The organism is Arcticibacterium sp. GJ41-1, from assembly GCF_055808875.1.
Genome location: NZ_CM147888.1, coordinates 78,406 through 95,488, shown reverse-complemented (window position 1 = coordinate 95,488; position 17,083 = coordinate 78,406). Strand labels below are relative to the sequence as shown.

Below are 17,083 nucleotides of genomic sequence, written 5' to 3'. Positions count from 1 at the left end.
TAGTGATAGAAATAAAGAATATATCAAAGTCATTTAACGGTCGCCAAATTCTGTTTGGGATTGACGGAGTCTTTGAAAAAGGTAAGACGAGTTTAGTTATTGGGGCCAGTGGGACAGGAAAGAGTGTGCTTTTAAAGTGTATGCTTGACCTTGTAAAGCCAGAAGAAGGCCAAGTTTTATATGATGGTAGACGCTTTTTGCTTCAAGAAGAGGAAGACAAAAAGGATGTAAGAAGAGATATGGGTGTTCTCTTTCAGGGGGGAGCATTGTTTGATTCTAAGACTGTTTACGAAAATGTAGAATTCCCCTTAAAGATGCTGACCACCATGTCGGAGTCTGAAAAAAGGGATAGGGTAGAGCTTTGTCTGCAAAGGGTAGGTTTAGAGGGTACAGGAAAATTGATGCCTTCTGAAGTTTCTGGTGGAATGAAAAAGCGAGTGGGTATAGCGAGAGCTATCGTCATGAATCCGAAATATCTTTTCTGTGATGAGCCAAATTCTGGATTAGACCCGCTTACGGCCATAAAAATTGACGAGTTGATTAAAGAAATTACGGAGGAGTATAATACCACCACTGTAGTAATCACCCATGACATGAATTCCGTTTTGTCTATTGGTGATTATATCATGTTTCTTAACAAAGGCAGAAAACTATGGGAAGGAGATAGCCAGTCTATCTTAAAGACTCATATTCAAGAACTAGATGAGTTTGTATTCTCAAATCATGCCTTGAGGCAATTGAGGGGGTAAACTAATGGTTTTTGAAATCTAAATTTCAAAAACCATTGCTCTTAAATAGTAAAGCTCTCTTTGTGTTGAGGAATCTCTATATTACTGAACCCTACTTTTTCCAATCTAGCTTTGAAGGCTGTTTGCCTGTCAATTTCACCATGTACTAAGAATAGCTTTTTTACCTGTGAAGTGTCTTGGCAGCTTAAATAGCTGATCATTTCTGCATAATCAGCATGGGCAGAGAAAGAATCCATTACCTCAACATTGGCGTTAAGCTTAAATGTATCTCCAAAGATTCTTAGCTCAGGAGCTTTAATCTTTATTTGGTAACCTAATGAGCTAGGAGAACAATAACCAACGATTAGGATAGTGTTATTTGCGTTCTCACAGTTGTTTTTAATGTGATGCTTGATTCTACCTGCTTCTGCCATCCCGGACGATGATATGATAATGCAAGGCTCTTTAGAATCATTGATAGCTTTAGAATCGTCAACCTTGGTGATGTAGTTTAGGTTTTCAAAGCCAAACGCATCCCCATCTCTTTTTATATAATCTAATATCTCTGGATTAAACTCCTCTTCATGCTTACGCATAACTAAGGTAGCTTTAACAGAAAGTGGACTGTCAATATAAACAGGAATTCTTGGTAGTAAACCTTCGTTTTCTAAAACATCTAAGGCATAAATCAATTCTTGTGTTCTATCTACCGAAAAGGCTGGAATAATAAGTCTGCCTTTCTTTTCAACACAAGTGGTTTTAACTACCTCTAAAAGGTGGGCTCTAATGTCAGCTTCTGCTGGATGGAGCTTGTCGCCATAAGTAGACTCCGAAATAATAAAGTCTGCTTGTGGGAAAGCTTCAGGTTCTCTTAATATTTTATCATTTGGTCTTCCAATGTCACCTGTGAAAAACAATGACTTCGTGATGTTGTTCTCTTGAAACTCAATATAAATACCAGCACTTCCTAGTATGTGACCTGTTTCGTAAAAACTAAAATTAACACCTTCTTCAATCTCAAATTTGGTATGATAGCCTTTCGTATCCATTAGGTCAATGGCCTTTTGAGCATCAGCTTCTTGGTAAAGCGGCTCTAGTAATTCATCCCCTCTTTTTCTACGTCGTTTATTTATTCTTTTTACATCACTTTCTTGAATTCTGGCCGAATCCATAAGCATTATTTCACAAAGGCTCTTAGTGGCGTGAGTGCAATAAACAGTTCCATTAAAACCTTCTTTTACTAGTTTAGGTAGTAAGCCAGTATGGTCAATGTGGGCATGAGAAAGTATAACGAAATCAACATCTTTAGGATTAAAACCGAAAGAACTGTTTAGTTCTGTAGTTCCAATGCCCTGAAACAAACCACAGTCTAAAAGGATTTTAGTTCCTTTATTTGTGGTCAATAGGTGCTTGCTACCTGTTACTCGTCTAGCTGCTCCGTAGAATTGTACTTTCATTTAATATAGGGTTGAGTGTGAGGTGATGTATAAAAAGATGGAGTCTAGTAAGTTCTAGACTCCATAAAATGTAATATCAATGTAAGAAGTGTCTTACGCCAGTCATAACCATGGCAACACCGTTTTCGTCACAATAGTCAATTGACAGTTGGTCACGAATAGAACCACCTGGCTGAACTACTGCTTTTATGCCTGCCTTGTTTCCAATTTCAACACAATCAGGGAATGGGAAGAAAGCTTCAGAAGCCATCACTGCACCATTTAAATCGAAGCCAAATTGTTTAGCTTTATCAATTGCTTGATTCAAAGCGTCTACTCTAGAAGTTTGACCTACGCCACATGATAGTAATTGACCCTCTTTGGCAAGAACCACATTGTTTGATTTTAGGTGTTTGCAAATCTTTAAAGCAAATTCAAGAGCCTTAACTTCTGAGTCAGAAGGTTTGGTTTTGGTAACTGCTTTGAAATCTTTGCCAGATTCCATTGTCATGTCTTTGTCTTGTTCTAAGACACCGTTTAAAAGACTTCTAAATTGTTTCTTTGAAGTTTTAACGGCCTTTCTGATGAGTAGCCTTCTGTCTTTCTTTTTTGTTAAGATGGCTAATGCATCTTCGTCAAAAGCTGGAGCTACTAGTATTTCAAAGAATAAGGGATGCATTGCTTCTGCCGTAGCTTTATCTACAGTAGTGTTGGTGATGATTACGCCACCAAATGCAGAAACAGGGTCACATGAAAGAGCATTTTTGTAAGCATCTACGGCGGATGCCGCTGTAGCTACACCACAAGCATTATTATGCTTCATGATAACGAATGTCAAATCTTCGAATTCGTCAATTAACCTTACGGCAGCATCGGTATCTACTAAGTTGTTATAAGATAACTCTTTGCCGTGTATTTGGTTAAACATGGCATTTAAATCACCATGGAAACTAGCAGATTGGTGAGGATTTTCTCCGTATCTAAGGGTTTTAGAAGTTCCTGCTCTGAAGTTGCCAGCATCTTCTGCTCCTGAGAAATAACCATGAATAGCAGAGTCGTAGTGTGAACTAACGCCGAAAGCTTTCTTTGCATATTCTTTTCTATCTTCTAAGTCTGTTCCGCATCCTTTTGAGGCAAGAATATCGTAAACATCGTCATATTGGTTTCTAGAAGAAACTATAAGAACATCTTGGAAGTTTTTGGCAGCTCCCCTTATTAAGGCTATTCCACCAATGTCAATTTTTTCGATGATGTCATCTTCGGAAGCACCAGAAGCTACTGTTTCTTCAAAAGGATATAGGTCAACAATGACTAGGTCTATTGCTGGTATTTCCATGTCGGCCGCTGTTTTCACATCTTCCGCATTTTCTCTTCTGTGAAGAATACCACCAAAAATTTTAGGGTGTAAAGTTTTAACACGTCCTCCAAAAATGGAAGGGTATGAAGTTAAATCTTCAACAGCCACTACAGGTATCCCTAGTTCTTCGATGAACTTTTGGGTACCACCAGTTGAATAAATGGTTACATCATTCTCGTGTAATAATTTAGCGATTTTGTCCAATCCGTCTTTATAAAAAACAGATATGAGTGCCGATTGAATTTTCTTTGCCATTCTTATTAAGTAGTATATTCTTATGGGAAATTGAATTGCAAAAATAAAGGAAAAAGATAGACTATCATGGGGCTTTTTGCTTAGTCTGAGAAGTCTAACGAAATTAAATTTATTTAGAATGGTTTTCTTTCTTAATTTCATTTTTAATATTCCTTAAAAAAACGAATCATGAAAAGAAGAAATTTTATTAAATCAGGTGCCATTGGGGTAGCCTCTGTGGGTGTTTTAGCTTGTAAAACGGAGAAAGCTCCCGTTCAAAATGTTAATTCAAAACCTGGTTTACCAATATCCATTGCAACCTGGGCACCAAATGCAGATGCAGTAGATGCCGCTATGAATGCTATGAATGAAGGAGGTTCTTCTTTAGATGGGGTGGAGAAAGGTGGAAGTGTACCGGAGGCCAACCCTAAAGATATGAGTGTAGGATATGGTGGAAGACCAGATAGAGACGGAAAAGTAACACTAGATGCCTGTATCATGGATTGGGAGATGAACGCAGGTTCGGTTGCTTTTTTACAAGGAATAAAGCATCCATTGTCCGTAGCCAGAAGAGTCATGGAAAAAACACCTCATGTGATGTTGGCGGGAGCAGGGGCACAGCAATTTGCGATAGAGGAAGGTTTTGAAGTGGAAAATATATTGACAGAGGAGGCTGAAAAACAATATAAGGAATGGGTCAAAACCGCCGATTATAAGCCAGTGGCAAATATTGAGCTTCATGATACTATTGGTATAATGGCGATTGACGAAAGTAAAAAGCTTGCAGGAGCTTGTACCACAAGTGGGATGGCTTATAAAATGCATGGTAGAGTAGGAGACTCTCCGATTATTGGTGCTGGAATGTATGTAGATGATGAAGTTGGTGGTGCGGTGGCAACTGGTGTAGGGGAACTGGTTTTGAAAACGTGTGGGTCTTTTCTTATAGTAGAGCTAATGCGTCAAGGAAGAAGTCCGCAGGAGGCTTGTGAAGAAGGTGTAAAAAGAATAGCGAACAAGTTGAAAGACTTTGAACAATTTCAAGTTGGCTTTTTAGCAATTGATAAAGTTGGTAACCATGGGGCGTATGCTATTCAGAAAGGTTTTAATTACGCTATTAATCAAGGAGGAGAAACAAAGGTTTATGATAGTGATTTCTTGGTAAAAGAGTAGAATAGAGATTATGGCTAAATTTTTGTTTAGTTTTGTTAAAACAACGTGCTTTAAAACACTAGAAATTTGACATTTAAAGAACTTAAATTAGACGAAAGGTTGCTTGAAGGCTTAGATGCCATTGGATTTGATAAAGCAACACCGATTCAAGAATTTGCTATTCCTAAGATTATTGACGGGATAGATTTAATTGCTTGTGCTCAAACAGGAACAGGTAAAACGGGAGCTTTTATTCTTCCGGTACTTCATAAAATTGCTCAGCTTCCTGACGAAGCTAGACATTTAAATACCTTGGTCATTACACCGACTAGGGAATTGGCCATACAAATTGACCAGCAGGTAGAAGGACTTTCTTACTTTACAGGAGTAAGTTCTATAGCAGTTTATGGTGGAGGAGATGGTGACACATTCATTACGCAGAAGAGAGCTTTGGAGGCAGGAGCAGACTTAGTTATTGCTACGCCAGGTAGGTTAATTGCTTTGATGAATTCTGATAAAGTAGATTTTTCAAAGCTACAGCATCTCATTTTAGATGAAGCAGATAGGATGCTAGATATGGGCTTTTTAGGAGATATTCTTCGCATTAGCTCGCAATTGCCAGAGAATAGACAGACCTTGCTTTTCTCAGCAACTATGCCACCACAAATTCGTCAGTTGGCAAATAAGATACTAAAGAACCCTGAGCAAATTAACATAGCTATTTCTAAGCCTGCTAAAGGTATCAAGCAAGAAGCTTATGTGGTTTATGATACGCAGAAACTACCGCTTCTTACCTCAATTCTTAAAGACGATAGCTATAAAAGCATCATTGTGTTTTCTTCTTCACGTGAGAATGTAAAGAATATTGAGCGTGAGCTTAACAAGCACAAATTAGGAGCAAGAGGCTTTAGTTCTGATTTAGACCAGACGGCTAGAGAAGAACTGATGAATGAGTTTAAGGCGGGTAAAGTACGTGTGCTTATAGGAACAGATATTATTTCAAGGGGGATAGATGTAACAGGAATTGACTTAGTAGTTAATTATGATTGCCCACCTGACCCAGAAGATTATATCCATAGAATTGGAAGAACGGCTCGTGCGGGTTCCGCTGGTACGGCCATTACGCTGATAAATCAGAAAGACCAACGTAAGTTTTTCAGAATTGAGAGTTTGATTGGGGACGACGTTCCTAAAATGGATATTCCGAAAGATTTAGGCGAAGGCCCAGCTTATACACCTGAAAAGAAATCAGGAGGAAACTTCAAAGGAAAAGGAGATTTTAAAGGGAAAAAGAAACCTTTTAACAAAGGGAAGGGTGGTTATAAGGGGAAGCCGAAGTCAAATAATTACAAAGGGAACCGAAATTCAGGAAGTAGTTCTTCTCCTAAAAGTCAATAAGACCTTCGCATTAAGATGAAGACCTTGATTGTTCTAAGTATTGTTCAATCTGCCTTTTTGATTTTACTCTTACTTTCTAAAAAAGAGAAATCAAGGTCTGGCTCTATTTTGTCTTTTTGGCTATTGGTCATGATTTTGAGCCAGTTGTATTATCTACTGGTTTATCATTATTCCGAAGTCTTATCTCAAAACCTAATTTTAGTTTTGGCCTGTACGCCTTTGTTGGCAGGTCCTGCTTTTTTGTTTTATGTGGCGGAGCTTACGCAATCAAAGTTGCGTGCTTGGTTTCTTCATCTTATCCCTTATGGGGCGTTTCTACTTTATATTTTATTAAACGCCGATAATCTTGCCATAGATAATGGTTTTTTAATTCCTACTAATGGGGGTTCAAACATAGTGAGTAGTTATTATGGCTATTTGTTTGTGTTAATTCCATTCCTATATATTCTTTGGAGTTATAGCTTTTTCAAAGCTTTTGAAAAACGCCTGAAAGAAAACTATTCAAACACGGAGAAGATTAACCTTGACTGGTTAAAGAAGTGGATTTTGGCAGCAGTCATTTTCATGATAATCTCTTTTCCTACTATCTATTTAGCTACCCGTTTTAACTTGTTTCCTAGAGAGTATTCATTTCGGTTTATCGCCATATTTAATACTGTTTATATTTTTGTGGTGGGGTATTTTGGGTTCAAGCAAACGACTATCTTTTCGGATGTAATTTCACTTTCAGAGAATAGCCCTAAATATCAAAAATCTGGATTGAACGATGAATTGGCTGATGTTTATAGAAAGAGGTTGATTAGTTTTATAGAAAAAGAAAAGCCATACCTGAATCCAAATATTAAGGCCAAAGAGTTGGCGGAATCTTTAGGGATATCGGTCAATAATCTATCACAGTTATTAAATCAATATGAAGGCAAATCCTTTTATCAGTTTATAAACGATTTGAGAATAGGAGAGGTAGTCAAATTGATGAAGGATAATGAATTTTCAAACCTTTCAAACGAGGGTTTGGCGTATCAATCAGGTTTTAATTCGAGGTCTACTTTTACTAAAGCTTTCAATCAGAAAATGGGTATTAGTCCGTCTGAATACCGTAAAAAAATAGATTAGCCTATCGGCTGATACATTCAACTGATGATGTCTTTCGAAATTCGATTCAAATTAATCGAATAACAATGAAAGAAACATTACATCAAATTAACATCATAACACACATCACCTTTGGCAGCCTTGCTATCCTTGTGGGCTTTTGGCCTCTGGTAAGTGAAAAGGGAAAAAGAATTCATAATTTATCTGGCAAGATATATTTGTACTGTGTTGCTGTTGTTTTACTCACAGCTTTGTGTGGAGCCTTATTTTTTGAGTTTAGACCATTTCTATTTCTGTTAACTGTTATGGTTTTCTACACCTCTTTTGTTGGTTACAGAACTTTGAAATTGAAAGAACGAAGACCAACATTCACTGATGGCTTTGTACAGCTTCTGGGCTTGATTACGGTTTTAGCCTATTTTTTCGTATTTGACATTGATAAAGCGGCCATGAGTAAACCTGTGGTTTACTTTACTTCGGTTATTCTTTTGGCACATGTCATATATGATTTTGGGAAATACTTTTATTCCACCGAATACTTAAGAAAATCATGGTTAAATGACCATATAATTAGGATAATTTCTTCGTTTGGAGGCTTAATTTGTGCTGCCGCAGGAAATGTGCTTGATGAATCTTATCAGCCCTATAGTCAACTTGTGCCTTCTGTGATTGGCTATCTACTAATCGCTTATTTCATTTTTAAGTATAGGCATTACCTAAGGCCTAGGCGTTAAACGTTCTGGCTTTCGGTGTTGTAGGGAAGATTTTTACTGACAGTGGGAACGAATATCTTAAATTCCGAGTTGTATATATGTATCGACATATAATGTAAAAACAATGAATATGAATATTTGGAATATTGACACAATGCACTCAGAGGTTCAGTTTAAGGTAAAACACTTAATGATTTCTAGTGTAACAGGAAATTTTAGTGAGTTTGACGCTCAAGTAAAAGCAGAAGATGAGACATTTGAAAATGCTGACATCACATTTTTAGCAAAAACAGACTCAATTTCTACGGGGAATGCAGACAGAGATGGTCACTTAAAGAGTGCTGACTTTTTTGATGCAGAGAAATTTCCAGAGTTAAAGTTTCAGTCAACTTCTTTCGAAAAAAAGGGTTCTGACGATTATAAATTAATAGGTAATTTAACCATAAAGGATGTTACTAAACCAGTTGAACTTGACGTTGAGTTTGGTGGGAAAATGGTAGACTTTTATGGAAATGAAAAAGCAGGTTTCGACATTTCAGGCAAAATTAAGCGTAAAGAGTTTGGTCTAACATGGGATGGCGTTACAGAAGCTGGGGGTATAGTAGTTAGTGATGATGTAAAATTGATACTAAATATACAGTTAGCAAAAGGGTAATACGTTTAGGTTTAAAATGACAAAATTCCGCTTAGGTCTTCTGATAGACCTAGCGGATTTTTTGCTTTATAGGCTGTTTATGAGATGTTCAGGGAACAGGCTTTAATCAATTTCCCTTTGCGAATTAACTTGATTCTCTAGCAAGTTCAATTTCATTTCTGAAAGTTTCTCTCCTCCTTTAATTCCGAAGTCCAAAGTTCTGATAGGATACGGAATCATAATGTCTGCATTGTCAAAGGCTTCTTTGATGGACATAATTGCTTCGCTTCGCATATCTAAGAAGCTAGGGTGATCAGGATAGTCAATCCAAAATTTAATTTCAAAATCTATAGAAGAACCGCCAAAGCCTGTGTACGCAAATATCGTATTTTGAGGGTCAATCACATTTTGCATCTTGTCAATGGTATCTAAGACTACTTTTTTTACTCTTCTTAGGTCTTCGCCATAGGAGACACCTACTGCCAAATCTATTCGTCTTTTACCGTAAGTGGTATAATTTACTATGGCATCTTGAAGTATGGTGGAGTTAGGAATAAAGACTTCTTGACCTTGAAATGTTTTGATAGATGTAACACGTAAGTTAGTGTCTGTTACTGTTCCCATGTGCCCTGAAACCTCTATAATGTCGCCAATGTTTATTGGACTTCGAACGGCTAAAATCACCCCCGAGATAAAATTGGAGGCAATGTCTTGAAAAGCGAAACCTAAGGCTAAGCCAATTACCCCAACTCCCGCTAGGAGGGAAGTAACGGTTTTATCTAATTCTAGAATACCTAAAGCAGCGAACAAACCGACTGCGATTATGGCAAAATAGCCAATGCGAATTAAAAGGTTCTGTAAAGCAAGGTTGCTCGTGGTTTTATCTAAAAGCTTCGTTAAAATCCGACGTACTATTCGAGCTATTATTATAAATGCTATCAATGTTAAAACAGCAACCAAGAAGTTTGGGAGCATTTTAATTGATGCAGCAGCCCAATTATTTATTTTTTCTAGAATTAATTTTACTGGTTCGCTATAAGAATCAAGGTCTAGTTCAAACATATTTTATTGCTAATTGGTATGGTTATACCTTCAGCGTAAAATATTTGTTCCGTTTGAATAAATAGAACTCTTCTGACCTTATCCTATAAATAAGGCTTAAAGAGGGCTCTAGAATCAATTGATAAATTCATGAACTGTAGAATTTTTTCAACAGTCATCGATAGCTACTGGTAAGCTCTCGATTAAAAGCCTTTGCTATTTCCACCATCTACTGGAAGAGAGACTGATGTAATGTACTCCGATGCATCTGAAGCAAAGAAGACAGCGGCGTAACCTATATCTTTTATTTTACCCCATCTGTTTAAGTGAATTTTGTCAAAAGCTTTGTCTTTTCTTGCAGGGTCAGAGTTCATGGCGGTTAGCATCATGTTAGTTTCTATGAAACCTGGAGCTATTGCGTTTACCCTTACATTGTCTTTCCCAAACTCTGAAGAGAATGCCATTACTAAACCCTCTACGCCAGTTTTTGAAGCTGTATAAGAAACTACTCTGTCAATTCCGTAATAAGCCGCCATGCTGGAAATCATGATGATAGAGCCTGACTTACGAGTGGTCATTCTTTTTCCAACCTCTCTGGTCAATGCAAAAACACCATAAAGGTTTGTTTGTACCACACGGTCAAATTCCTCATTCGTGACTTCAACCGCTGGTTTCTTTTGATTTACCCCAGCATTATTTACTAAAACGTCTATGTTTCCAATATTCTTCTCAATGTTTTCAACTAGTTCGGGAAGGCTGTCAAGATTTGTAATATCATTAACGAAGTAATGAACTTTCGAACCAAGGTTTTGTGCTGTGGCTTTTAAAACCTCTTCACGTCTTCCAGTGATTACTACAGTTGCACCTGCTTCAATAAAGCATTCTGTAATAGCTAGGCCAATGCCTGCACCACCGCCTGTTACTAAGGCTAGTTTTCCTTCTAATGAGAATTTATTCATAGGGTTTGGGTTGTATAAGTCTAAAGCAATGTGTTTAGACTACTCTTTATCTTAAATGGTATATTCGTTCTATGTTTTTAACGTCTTCCAACGTTCTAGATGGTGCCTTTAAACCATTTGGAAGAGGTAGTTTTGAAAAGTCTTTGAAGTATAAGTAACAAGCGTCTCGCCACCAATAAGCTTCTCTTTCTTGAGTTTTTAATCTGCCTGCCACGTTGTCAAAGAACTCACTGTCAATTTTTCCTTTAAGTTTTTCCCATTGACTTTGCATAGCTTTAACTTCTTCCGGCCCCTGGAAATATCTAATCATCAGTTCATCCCAAACGGTATTGCCTGTTGACAGTTTATAGGTCCAGTCTAGGTGGTGAAACCACATGAGGTAGTTTAAATCACAGGTAGCAGGATTGTTCCATTTGTTTTGAACCTCTTTGCTGTATAAGCTAAGAGCATTGCTCATTTTACCATTTCTGTCAAAGCCTATTCCTTTGGCGTCAGCTCTGTGATAATATACCGAAGTCCAATCTGGTCTGCCACTCTTTTCAAGCCAAGGCTGAGGCCCGTAATGATGTCCTTCGCCCATCATGTGATGTAGGCCGAGCGGATAGGTATATTTTATATAAGTAGGCAGAGATTCGGTCATTAAATCAACGATGGAATTGACAACAGACGGCTCATGGCTTAAAGTCATGTTTGTCCATTCTTTAGCTATCTGTTCAGAGCTTAAAGAATAATCCCAAGCGAGCCTTCCGAAAGCGTACCAGTTTGCTTGGTTAAATGGATGGCCTGTCCAGTTAACATCTGAGCCAGTATTTGCTACACCAGCGATTACCGATATTGGAAATTTGTCTTTGGTGCCTTCTACTACTTCTGCAACTGTGTAATTCGCATCTATTTTAGAGTCTAAGGTTTCCTTAAACATGGGAGCCAAATAGGTAAGATGGGTAGATTGTCCTAAATATTCCTGTGTGATTTGAAACTCCATTGCGAGTGGTGTCTTTGGAAAAGCACCAAACATGGGGTGAAATGGCTCACGTGGCATAAAGTCAATCGGGCCATTTTTCACCTGAACCACTACTTTTTCATGGAAACTTCCATCTAAAGGTTTAAATTGATTGAAAGCTTCTTGGAAACGGTCGCCGTTAATATCTGCATTATAAACAAAGGCTCGCCATATAACGATGCCATCTCTTTTTTCTAAAGCTGCTGCTAGCATATTGGCTCCATCCGCATGGGTTCTACCATAGTCTTGTGGACCAGGTTCTCCTTCAGAATTGGCTTTAACCAAGTAGCCGCCGAAGTCAGGAATGTAGTCATGAATCTCATTCGTTTTTTTCAGCCACCAGTTTCTTACACTTTCGTCAAGAGGGTCAGACGTTTCTAATCCGCCAAGAGTTTTAGGTGATTTGAAATTGACAGATATAAAGACTTTGATTCCGTACGGTCTTAAAACATCGGCTACGCCTTTGATTTTTCTTAGATACTCAGGAGTAAGAAAACGCGAACTTGCATTAACATTATTAATGCTGACCGCATTTATGCCTATTGATGCATTTGCTCTAGCATATTGAATAAGCCTAGGGTCAATAGTCTCTGGCAGTTCTGGCCATTTCCACATAGAGGAGCCAGCGTAGCCTCGCTCTACTGTTCCGTCGGCATTATCCCAATGATTAAGCATCCTAACTTTGACTTTAGGACTATCGGTTAATTGAAAAGTGGTAGATTCTAAATTTTGTATCCTTCTGATAAAGGCAAAGGTGCCGTAAAGCAAACCAATTTCAGATTTTGATTCAATTCGGGCACTTTTATTATCTCCTGCAATGCTGAAGCCTTCTTCCGATCCTAGGTCTGTTAAACCCAAGACAATGCTTTTCTTGCTTGAAGTGACATTGTTAGATTCGTAAGAAATTGGAATTTTTGTACCAAGAAGACCTGTCAAGGCTTCTTGTAGCTCTTTTGCTGCCAGTTCTATTCCAGGCGTTTGGTTTAAAACAACAATCTTTTTATACGTCTTGCTGTAAACCTTTCTTTGACTTTCTGATTTTATCAAATCATACTTTAACCAAAGACGAGAGCCATCATCTGCAAAGCTTAAAAAATTGCAGAGCATGAAGAACACAAATAATCGTTTCATTACTAATTAGTTTAGTTTTTGAGCTCTCTTTTGATAGCGTATTCTAAACCACGAAGTTCTGCTAGACCTTTTAATCTACCCATGTAAGAATATCCTGGGTAGTATGTTTTGTCCATATCACTCCAAAAATGATGACCATGATCAGGTCTCATCGGAATTAGCGTTACTTTTTCGCCAGCACTTTCTCTTCTATACTGCTCTTGCCATAACGCTTTAACTACATCGTAAAAGTCTACATCACCAGCCATATGAGGAGCTTCATGGAAGTTTCCAGGAGTTTCTTCTCTCATGGTAGTTCTGAGGTGAATGAAGTGGATTCTGTATCCAAACTGCTTTATGATACTTACTAAATCATTATCAGGTCTTACGCCTAAAGAACCCGTGCAGAAAGTGATTCCGTTAGCTGGGTCGTTATAAGCATTCATTAGTTGTTCTACATCACTTTGTGTAGAAAATACCCTTGGTAAGCCAATTAATGGTCTTGGTGGATCATCCGGGTGGATGCACATATTGACACCAACTTCTTTTGCTACTGGACCAACTTGCTGTATAAAATAGTATAGGTTTTCTCTTAGTTCTTTGTCTCCTATGTTTTTGTACTCGTCTAAAAGTGCTTGAAAAGACTCTAAGGTAAATGCATCATCAGAACCAGGTAGTCCTTGTAAAATAGCACCTTTAAGCTTTTTGATTTCAGCCTCGGTCATTGACTCAAATCGCTCCTTTGCGGCTTTTTGCGTTTCATCGTCATAGTCTGCCTCTCCTCCAGCTCTTTTTAATATGAAAAGGTCGAAGGCTGCAAAGTCTAGGTAAACAAACCTTAATGCATAAGAACCATCGGGCATTTGATAGTTAAGCTGAGTTCTTGACCAGTCTAAAACAGGCATGAAGTTGTAACACACGGTGGTTACACCGCAGGCGGCCAAATTCCTAAGAGATGTTTTATAGTTTTCTATATACTTTTCTCTTGAGGCAATTCCTTTTTTAATGTCTTCATGAACCGGTAAACTTTCAACTACATCCCATGTAAGTGGAGTATACTTGTCATTGTCTGCCTCTATTATGTCTTTTCTTTTTTGAATTTCGGACTGTGACCAAACATCGCCTACAGGTACTTCGTGAAGGGCATTTACAACGCCTGAGCACCCTGCCTGTCTTATGTCCATTAAACTGACCCCGTCTTTTGGGCCGTACCATCTCATGGTGTGTTTCATCGATTACTTCAATTTTATAGGTTTATACTGCTTCGCAAATAAAGCGAAGTTTCATAATAAGTTGAAAGAAAACAAAATATCAAAAGATATTAGGTTTGAGGGTGAAATATACGAAGATTTACAAGAATTCAACCGATTGCATTGTTCTTACGACTCATTTTTGTGAAATTTAAAAGAACTATTTTTACAAATTCAATAAGCTACTATTCATGGACAAAGAAGTTACCATTTATGATATTGCGGAGCAATTGAACATTTCTGCCTCTACAGTAAGTAGGGCACTGAATGATCACCCTGCTATAAATGAAAAAACCAAGAAAAAGATAAATCAAACCGCCAGCGACTTAGGATATCGTTCAAATTTGTTCGCAAAAAATTTAAGGGCAAAGTCTACTATGACCCTTGGAGTAATGGTGCCTAAACTAGATTCGTACTTTATTGCGACTGTTTTAGCTGGTATGGAGAAAGAAGCCAATCAAAGTGGTTACAATTTGCTCATCACTCAATCCTTGGATTCTGCAGTTAAGGAAATAGCCAATGCAAAAACAATGTTTAACTCTAGGGTTGATGGTTTATTGGTTTCTACCTTGTCAAGTGTTGAAGATATTAATCATATTGAGCCATTTCTAAGAAAAGGTATACCCACGCTGTTCTTTGATAGAGTTTTGGATATAAAAAAGATACCTAAAATAGTTATTGATAATTTTCAAGCAGGGTACGATGCTACAACTCATTTAATAGAGCAAGGCTGTAAAAGGATATTCCATTTCACGGGAGACCTGGGTTGGAATGTTTACAGAGATAGATATCATGGTTACTTGAAAGCCCTGGCTGATGCTGGTCTTGAATTTAATGAGGACATGCTTTTTGTTACAGACTTACGTTTGGAAGCATCAAGTGAGGTTAGTCAGCACATAGTAGATCTTGAGAATAAGCCAGACGGAGTTTTTGTTACTAATGACACCTGTGCTGCATCTTTAATGGTTTCTTTAAAAAAGGAAGGAATTAGTGTTCCCGAAGATATTGCGATTATAGGTTTCAATGATGACCCTATAACTAGGATAGTGGGGCCAAGGTTGAGTACTGTTCATTACCCAGGTGAAGAAATGGGTGAGATTGCTGCTAGAAGTCTAATTAGCCATTTGAATGGTGACACCAAAGTGCAGCTGACTAACACGATTGTCTTAAGACATGAATTAATTCCAAGAGGTAGTTCTCTTAGGCTTAAGGCAGAATAAGACTTGAGTCTCCATAACTTAAAAAGCGATACTCTTTCTGTAGGGCAAAATCATATATTTCTTTCCATTTGTCTCCTACTAGTGAAGATATGAGTAGCAGTAGTGTTGACTTTGGTTGATGGAAATTGGTTATGATACCCTCACAAAGGCGTGGTTTGTAACCAGGGAAAATGTAAATCTCTGTATCTCCAACTAGCTTTTCAGTGTTCTGGTTTTCCATGTATTCAAGAATAGCCTGAATGGCTTCCTTTTTATTCGGTAAGTCATTTTCTTCAAACCCGTACGGGAAAAGCTTTTCAATCTTAAATGGAATTTGACTTTCTCTATCTTTCCAAACTTTTAAAGCAAACCAATAGAGACTTTCCAAACAACGCATGGACGTAGTGCCAACAGGAATTATGGGGCCGCCATGTTCTAGTAGAGACTTAAGAAAGTTTTTAGAAAAGACTATTTGCTCGGAATGCATGTGATGTTCCAGAGCATTTTCAGTTTTAACGGGTTGGAAAGTGCCAGCTCCCACATGAAGTGTTATAAAGGAAGTTTTTATTCCTCGTTCTTTCAAGCTTTCAAAAGTATTGTCTGTAAAATGAAGCCCAGCGGTCGGAGCAGCTACTGCTCCGTCAGATTCTGAATAAACAGTTTGATAAGTTTCTTTATCTATTTCTTCCGTTTTTCTATTGAGGTAGGGTGGAAGTGGTATTTCTCCAAATACTTTGACGAGCTCTGCAAAACTAATACCACCAGTCCATTTGAATGAAATGGTGTTTTCTTCTCTTTCTACAAGTTCTGCTTTGACATTTATTGCACTTCCATTTTCAATCGGAATATCTAGACTTAATACTTCATCTTTCCATTTTTTTTTATTCCCAATCATTGTTTTCCAGGTAGTAGAATCTGTTGATTCCATTACTTGAGAAATGACTTTGCTGGGCAAAATTGGTTCTAAAAGGAAAATCTCAATTAAAGCTCCAGTTTGCTTTCTGAAAAATAAACGAGCAGGTATAACCTTAGTATTATTAAAAACTAAATGAGCGTTTTTAGGTAGTTCAGCTGAGAGTGACGAAAAAGCTTCGCTTCTTATTTGTTTGTTTTTATATACAAGCAATTTTGATGAGTCTCTTGGGCTAAGTGGGTACTTGGCTATTTGAGAATCAGGAAGCGAATAATTGAAGTCTTCTATTCGTATTTCGGAAGGAATTATCAATTTTTAGGAGGATTAGAAAACAAGATTTTTAGAGGAACTGAGAAAATTAGACCAATTAGAACGATTGCTCCAATGATTAAAAACCAGCTATAATCTCTATCGAGATTTTGCTCTACTTCCATGTTTATACTTTTTAGCCCCATCAATGAAAAAACTAAATAGGTATTTATAAAAGCAAGTATGGCATTAAACCATCCTGAAAGTAGGTTTTTTAGGTATTCTTGGTTTGTCCCCCAATTATTGTTTGGAAGCAATTTTTGAAAGTCTATTTTTTGAAACTGAGATTTGACAAGACCGAAAACAAGGTTTAGTCCAACAATCACTCCTACCGATAAATAGAAGAAATTTTGTTTGTCAATAAAGCCAATTGGTCTACCCACTCCATTGTGCTTATATGCTATGGAGTCAGGGAAACCCACATAACAAAAGAGCAAAAGCCCAAGTAGAAATAAAAAAGCAGCCCTTCTCCAGTAATTGAAAATAACGGTGTACATATTTTAAATACTTAAATTTCTTGTGGTAGTATTAATTTGAGTGCAAATTTAGCCTTGCATCACT

General features: G+C 37.6%; 15 protein-coding genes. 7 read left to right on the top strand and 8 right to left on the bottom strand.

The genetic code is table 11. The features are described 5' to 3' along the window. Positions 1-2 precede the first annotated feature (2 nt). Positions 3-749, top strand: coding sequence for an ABC transporter ATP-binding protein (locus tag AC0L6O_RS00370; protein ID WP_473305482.1), 747 nt, complete (start codon positions 3-5; stop codon positions 747-749). Between the two features lie 41 nt (positions 750-790). On the opposite strand, the gene AC0L6O_RS00365 is transcribed toward AC0L6O_RS00370, so the two are convergent. Both AC0L6O_RS00365 and purH read right to left on the bottom strand, forming a co-directional pair. Further along, on the bottom strand, positions 791-2,185 hold the full coding sequence (locus AC0L6O_RS00365; RefSeq protein WP_473305480.1) for an MBL fold metallo-hydrolase: 1,395 nt from the start codon (positions 2,183-2,185) through the stop codon (positions 791-793). Positions 2,186-2,261: 76 nt separating this feature from the next. Beyond that, positions 2,262-3,776 (bottom strand): bifunctional phosphoribosylaminoimidazolecarboxamide formyltransferase/IMP cyclohydrolase, encoded by a 1,515-nt coding sequence (gene purH, locus AC0L6O_RS00360; RefSeq protein ID WP_473305479.1) that lies wholly within the window; start codon positions 3,774-3,776, stop codon positions 2,262-2,264. Positions 3,777-3,941: 165 nt separating this feature from the next. Here purH and AC0L6O_RS00355 point away from each other — a divergent pair, with 165 nt between their 5' ends. The 5 genes from AC0L6O_RS00355 to AC0L6O_RS00335 all read left to right on the top strand — a co-directional run bounded on the left by AC0L6O_RS00355 (position 3,942) and on the right by AC0L6O_RS00335 (position 8,762). Then, positions 3,942-4,925: an isoaspartyl peptidase/L-asparaginase family protein gene (locus AC0L6O_RS00355; RefSeq protein WP_473308487.1), complete on the top strand. Its 984-nt coding sequence runs from the start codon at positions 3,942-3,944 to the stop codon at positions 4,923-4,925. Positions 4,926-4,991: 66 nt separating this feature from the next. Then, the gene (locus AC0L6O_RS00350; protein ID WP_473305478.1) at positions 4,992-6,302 is read left to right on the top strand and encodes a DEAD/DEAH box helicase; all 1,311 of its coding nucleotides are present in this window, start codon (positions 4,992-4,994) and stop codon (positions 6,300-6,302) included. A 15-nt stretch (positions 6,303-6,317) separates the two neighbouring features. Beyond that, positions 6,318-7,415, top strand: coding sequence for a helix-turn-helix domain-containing protein (locus AC0L6O_RS00345; protein WP_473305477.1), 1,098 nt, complete (start codon positions 6,318-6,320; stop codon positions 7,413-7,415). Between the two features lie 65 nt (positions 7,416-7,480). Next, positions 7,481-8,128, top strand: a complete 648-nt coding sequence (locus tag AC0L6O_RS00340; protein WP_473305476.1) for a hypothetical protein — start codon at positions 7,481-7,483, stop codon at positions 8,126-8,128. A gap of 109 nt (positions 8,129-8,237) precedes the next feature. Further along, positions 8,238-8,762 (top strand): YceI family protein, encoded by a 525-nt coding sequence (locus AC0L6O_RS00335; RefSeq protein ID WP_473305475.1) that lies wholly within the window; start codon positions 8,238-8,240, stop codon positions 8,760-8,762. A 102-nt stretch (positions 8,763-8,864) separates the two neighbouring features. Here the strand turns inward: AC0L6O_RS00335 and AC0L6O_RS00330 are convergent, their stop codons facing one another. The 4 genes from AC0L6O_RS00330 to uxuA all read right to left on the bottom strand — a co-directional run bounded on the left by AC0L6O_RS00330 (position 8,865) and on the right by uxuA (position 14,083). Further along, on the bottom strand, positions 8,865-9,803 hold the full coding sequence (locus tag AC0L6O_RS00330) for a mechanosensitive ion channel family protein (protein WP_473305473.1): 939 nt from the start codon (positions 9,801-9,803) through the stop codon (positions 8,865-8,867). 182 nt (positions 9,804-9,985) lie between these two features. Beyond that, positions 9,986-10,741 carry an SDR family NAD(P)-dependent oxidoreductase gene (locus AC0L6O_RS00325; RefSeq protein ID WP_473305472.1) on the bottom strand — a complete coding sequence of 252 codons (756 nt, stop codon included), beginning with the start codon at positions 10,739-10,741 and terminating at the stop codon, positions 9,986-9,988. Between the two features lie 46 nt (positions 10,742-10,787). After that, positions 10,788-12,872 carry an alpha-glucuronidase family glycosyl hydrolase gene (locus AC0L6O_RS00320; protein ID WP_473305471.1) on the bottom strand — a complete coding sequence of 695 codons (2,085 nt, stop codon included), beginning with the start codon at positions 12,870-12,872 and terminating at the stop codon, positions 10,788-10,790. Between the two features lie 11 nt (positions 12,873-12,883). Next, the gene (gene uxuA / locus AC0L6O_RS00315; RefSeq protein ID WP_473305470.1) at positions 12,884-14,083 is read right to left on the bottom strand and encodes a mannonate dehydratase; all 1,200 of its coding nucleotides are present in this window, start codon (positions 14,081-14,083) and stop codon (positions 12,884-12,886) included. 209 nt (positions 14,084-14,292) lie between these two features. On the opposite strand from uxuA, the gene AC0L6O_RS00310 reads away from it, so the two are divergent. Beyond that, positions 14,293-15,321: a LacI family DNA-binding transcriptional regulator gene (locus AC0L6O_RS00310; protein WP_473305469.1), complete on the top strand. Its 1,029-nt coding sequence runs from the start codon at positions 14,293-14,295 to the stop codon at positions 15,319-15,321. Here the strand turns inward: AC0L6O_RS00310 and AC0L6O_RS00305 are convergent. Continuing rightward, entirely contained in the window at positions 15,308-16,525 is a 1,218-nt protein-coding gene (locus AC0L6O_RS00305) for an S-adenosylmethionine:tRNA ribosyltransferase-isomerase (protein ID WP_473305467.1), read from the bottom strand. The genes AC0L6O_RS00310 and AC0L6O_RS00305 overlap by 14 nt on opposite strands. Beyond that, complete coding sequence (locus AC0L6O_RS00300; protein WP_473305466.1) at positions 16,522-17,019, bottom strand: hypothetical protein; 498 nt, start codon at positions 17,017-17,019, stop codon at positions 16,522-16,524. Before AC0L6O_RS00300 ends, AC0L6O_RS00305 begins: the two co-directional genes overlap by 4 nt. Positions 17,020-17,083: the final 64 nt, after the last annotated feature.

Coding starts and splice junctions, on each gene's coding strand:
- AC0L6O_RS00365 (WP_473305480.1), bottom strand. CDS start 2,185: ATGAAAGTACAATTCTACGGAGCAGCTAGACGAGTAACAGGTAGCAAG.
- uxuA (WP_473305470.1), bottom strand. CDS start 14,083: ATGAAACACACCATGAGATGGTACGGCCCAAAAGACGGGGTCAGTTTA.
- AC0L6O_RS00330 (WP_473305473.1), bottom strand. CDS start 9,803: ATGTTTGAACTAGACCTTGATTCTTATAGCGAACCAGTAAAATTAATT.
- AC0L6O_RS00325 (WP_473305472.1), bottom strand. CDS start 10,741: ATGAATAAATTCTCATTAGAAGGAAAACTAGCCTTAGTAACAGGCGGT.
- purH (WP_473305479.1), bottom strand. CDS start 3,776: ATGGCAAAGAAAATTCAATCGGCACTCATATCTGTTTTTTATAAAGAC.
- AC0L6O_RS00320 (WP_473305471.1), bottom strand. CDS start 12,872: ATGAAACGATTATTTGTGTTCTTCATGCTCTGCAATTTTTTAAGCTTT.
- AC0L6O_RS00335 (WP_473305475.1), top strand. CDS start 8,238: ATGAATATTTGGAATATTGACACAATGCACTCAGAGGTTCAGTTTAAG.
- AC0L6O_RS00300 (WP_473305466.1), bottom strand. CDS start 17,019: ATGTACACCGTTATTTTCAATTACTGGAGAAGGGCTGCTTTTTTATTT.
- AC0L6O_RS00340 (WP_473305476.1), top strand. CDS start 7,481: ATGAAAGAAACATTACATCAAATTAACATCATAACACACATCACCTTT.
- AC0L6O_RS00345 (WP_473305477.1), top strand. CDS start 6,318: ATGAAGACCTTGATTGTTCTAAGTATTGTTCAATCTGCCTTTTTGATT.
- AC0L6O_RS00310 (WP_473305469.1), top strand. CDS start 14,293: ATGGACAAAGAAGTTACCATTTATGATATTGCGGAGCAATTGAACATT.